At 44.4% G+C, this 4,049-nt stretch carries 1 protein-coding gene; it reads left to right on the top strand.

The window, feature by feature from the left end; all coding sequences use genetic code 11:
• Positions 1-81 precede the first annotated feature (81 nt).
• Positions 82-4,049, top strand: a 3,968-nt coding sequence (locus BAZSYMA_RS08905) for a beta strand repeat-containing protein (protein ID WP_195910180.1), incomplete at its 3' end; no start/stop codon positions are given.

Below are 4,049 nucleotides of genomic sequence, written 5' to 3'. Positions count from 1 at the left end.
GATGCGAATTTACAGAAAGAAGTTTACTTGACCGGATTTTTTAAGGTAATATAATAAATCATAACAACAAAAGAGGTAATCATGCAAACCAAAGTTAATAGTGTTGTTATCCACGCAACAAATGCCACTGGTGCTGGCAAGACCAGCACGCTTAAAATAGGTGATAAAATTATTGTTACCGTTACTCTGAGTGAAACAGTTGTGGTAACTGGAGAGCCTACTTATACTATTAGCATAGGCGGTGTGAATAAAAGTGCCGCTTATGTTTCTACTGCTTCTAACGCTAACACCTTAGTGTTTAGTTATACAATAGCCAGTGGTGATACGACAACAACTGGCATAACTGCCACTACAACTGCCTTATCTTTAAACACTGGCAGTATTAAAGATACTGCAGGCAATGCCATACAATTAGCCACACCAGCAGTAGCCAGTAGTGCAAACACAATAACCGTTGACGCCAAAGCCCAAAATGCTGTTGATTCAGACCCACCAACTGCTTTATTACAAGAGGCGCAACATGGTTTTGTTATCAATGGTGAGGTAGCGGGTGATTATAGTGGTCACTCAGTCTCCAATGCAGGTGATGTGAATGGTGATGGCTTAGATGATTTGATTGTGGGGGCTTATCAAGCCGATTTGAGTGGTAAACCAGATGCAGGTAAATCCTATATTGTGTTCGGCAAACAAGACACTGATGTTATTAATTTGTCAGCCATTGTTGCTGGTACAGGTGGCTTTGTTATCAATGGCGAGTCAGCGGGTGATTGGAGTGGTTGCTCAGTCTCCAATGCAGGTGATGTGAATGGTGATGGCTTAGATGATTTGATTGTAGGGGCTTATCAAGCCGATCCAAGCGGTAAATCAAGTGCAGGTAAATCGTATGTTGTATTTGGCAAACAAGACACCAATGCCATTGAATTATCAGCCATTGCTGCTGGTACAGGTGGCTTTGTTATTAATGGTGAATCAGAGGGTGATTGGAGTGGCTACTCAGTCTCGAGTGCAGGTGATGTGAATGGTGATGGCTTAGATGATTTGATTGTGGGGGCTTATCAAGCCGATCCAAGCGGTAAATCAAGTGCAGGTAAATCGTATGTTGTATTTGGCAAACAAGGCAATACCAATGCCATTGAATTATCAACCATTGCTGCTGGTACAAGCACAGATGGCTTTGTTATCAATGGCGAGTCAGTGGATAATTTTAGTGGCTACTCAGTCTCCAGTGCAGGTGATATGAATGGTGATGGCTTAGATGATTTGATTGTAAGTGCTTATCAAGCCGATTTGAGTGACAAGACAGAAGCAGGAAAATCGTATGTTATATTTGGCAAACAAGACAACGCCGCTATTAATTTATCAGCCATTGCCGCTGGCACAGGTGGCTTTGTTATCAAGGGCGAGTCAGTGGGTGATTATAGTGGCTACTCAGTCTCCAGTGCAGGCGATGTTAACGGCGATGGTTTGGATGATTTGATTATTGGCGCCATATTTGCCGATGCAAGTGGTGTATCAAACGCAGGTAAATCGTATGTCGTGTTCGGCAAACAAGACAACACTACTATTAATTTATCAGCCATTGTCGCTGGCACAGGTGGCTTTGTTATTAGTGGTGAATCAAGGCACGATTATAGTGGCTTCTCAGTCTCCAGTGCAGGCGATGTCAACGGCGATGGCTTGGATGATTTGATTGTGGGGGCTTATCAAGCCGATCCAAGTAGTAAATCAAACGCAGGTAAATCGTATGTCGTGTTCGGTAAACAAGACACCAATGCCATTGAATTATCAGCCATTGCTGCTGGCACAGGTGGCTTTGTTATTAGTGGTGAATCAGAGGGTGATTGGAGTGGCTACTCAGTCTCGAGTGCAGGTGATGTGAATGGTGATGGCTTAGATGATTTGATTGTGGGGGCTCAGACTGCCGATCCAAACGATAAATCATCCGCAGGTAAATCCTATGTCATCTTCGGCAAAACCGATACTGGTGCCGTAAATTTATCAAAACTGGGCAATGAGTCAAAATACACCATTGATTACCTCGGCGATGAAAACGCCAACACCCTTACCAGTACTGCAACCAACAAAGATGAAATCTTTGTTGCTGGCGCAGGCAATGACACCCTAACAGGCAACGGCGGCATGGATGTCTTTAATGCAGGTTTAGGCAATGACACGATCATCATCAACGCCAGCAATATCACCGCACTAAAGCAAACCGGCGCAGGCAACCGTGCCCGTGTTGATGGTGGCGGTGGTATTGACACCCTTAAATTAGAGGGGGTAGGTTTAACCCTAGATCTCACCAAGATCAGCAACAGACGCATTCAAGATATTGAAGTTATTGATATTACAGGCTCAGGTAACAACATTCTAAAACTCAATTTAGACGAGTTATTAGACGCCTCTACTAGCACCAATATTCTTAAAGTATTGGGTGATAGTGGCGATAAAGTATATGCTGCTGGTTTTGGTGATTCAACCATTGATAAAACTGTTAATGGTATCACTTATGATGTTTACACTCATGATGATGCCAATACCAATGTTAATGCCGAACTTTGGATTCAAAAAGGTGTAATGTTAAAAGGGATACAGCGTGGCTTTGTTATCAATGGCGAGTCAGAGGATGATTTTAGCGCTCTACCAGTCTCTAGTGCAGGTGATGTTAACGGCGATGGCTTGGATGATTTGATTATTGGCGCTCATCAGTCCGATCTAAGTGGCAAGCTAGCTACAGGTAAATCTTATGTTGTGTTTGGTAAAACCAACAGCAGTGCCATTAATCTGAGTGCCATTGCTGATGCAAGCAACCCGACAGGAGGCTTTGTTATCAATGGCGAGGCAGCATATGATTGGAGTGGCTTCTCAGTATCCTGTGCAGGCGATGTCAACGGCGATGGCTTGGATGATTTGATTGTGGGTGCTTGGGGTAGTGGTCAATCTGATACAGGTAAATCTTATGTTGTGTTTGGTAAAACCAACAGCAGTGCCATTAATCTGAGTGCCATTGCTGATGCAAGCAACCCGACAGGGGGATTTGTTATCAATGGCGAGGCAGCGAGTGATTATAGTGGCTATTCAGTCTCCAGTGCAGGCGATGTCAACGGCGATGGCTTGGATGATTTGATTGTGGGTGCCTGGGGTGCCAGTCCAAGCGGTCAATCTGATGCAGGTAAATCTTATGTTGTGTTTGGTAAAACCAACAGTAGCGCCATTAATCTGAGTGTGATTGCTAATGCAAGCAACCCGACAGGGGGATTTGTTATCAATGGCGAGGTAGCGAATGATTATAGTGGCTATTCAGTCTCCAGTGCAGGTGATGTCAACGGCGATGGCTTGGATGATTTGATTGTGGGTGCTTATCAAGCTGAACTAAGTGGTAAAACACTGATAGGAAAATCTTATGTTGTGTTTGGTAAAGCCAACAGTAACGCCATTGATCTGAGTGTGATTGCTGATGCAAGCAACCCAACAGGGGGTTTTGTTATCAATGGTGAGACAGCGTATGATTATAGTGGCTTCTCAGTTTCCAGTGCAGGCGATGTCAACGGCGATGGCTTGGATGATTTGATTGTGGGTGCTAAGGGCGGCGATCTAAATAATATAACCAATGTAGGTAAATCTTACGTTGTGTTTGGTAAAGCCAACAGCAGTGCTATTAATCTGAGTGCCATTGCTGATGCAAGCAACCCTTTAGGCGGCTTTGTTATTCATGGCGAGACAGCGGGTGATTTTAGTGGCTTCTCAGTCTCCAGTGCAGGTGATGTCAACGGCGATGGTTTGGATGATTTGATTGTAGGTGCCTGGGGTGCCCCAAGTGGTCAATCTACTGCAGGTAAATCTTATGTTGTGTTTGGTAAAACCAACAACAGTGCCGTTAATCTAAGTGCCATTGCTGATGCAAACACCCCTACAGGAGGGTTTGTTATTCATGGTGAGGCATGGGGTGATCGGAGTGGCTTCTCAGTCTCTAGTGCAGGTGATGTCAACGGCGACGGCTTAGATGATTTGATTGTCGGTGCTAAATATGCTGATCTCAGTGATAAGCC

Origin of the sequence: Bathymodiolus azoricus thioautotrophic gill symbiont, assembly GCF_001298715.1 — a bacterium.
In the GTDB taxonomy this organism is placed as follows: Bacteria; Pseudomonadota; Gammaproteobacteria; order PS1; family Pseudothioglobaceae; genus Thiodubiliella.
The sequence above is the reverse complement of the archived record's forward strand: the minus strand, read 5'-3'. Positions and strand labels throughout refer to the sequence as shown.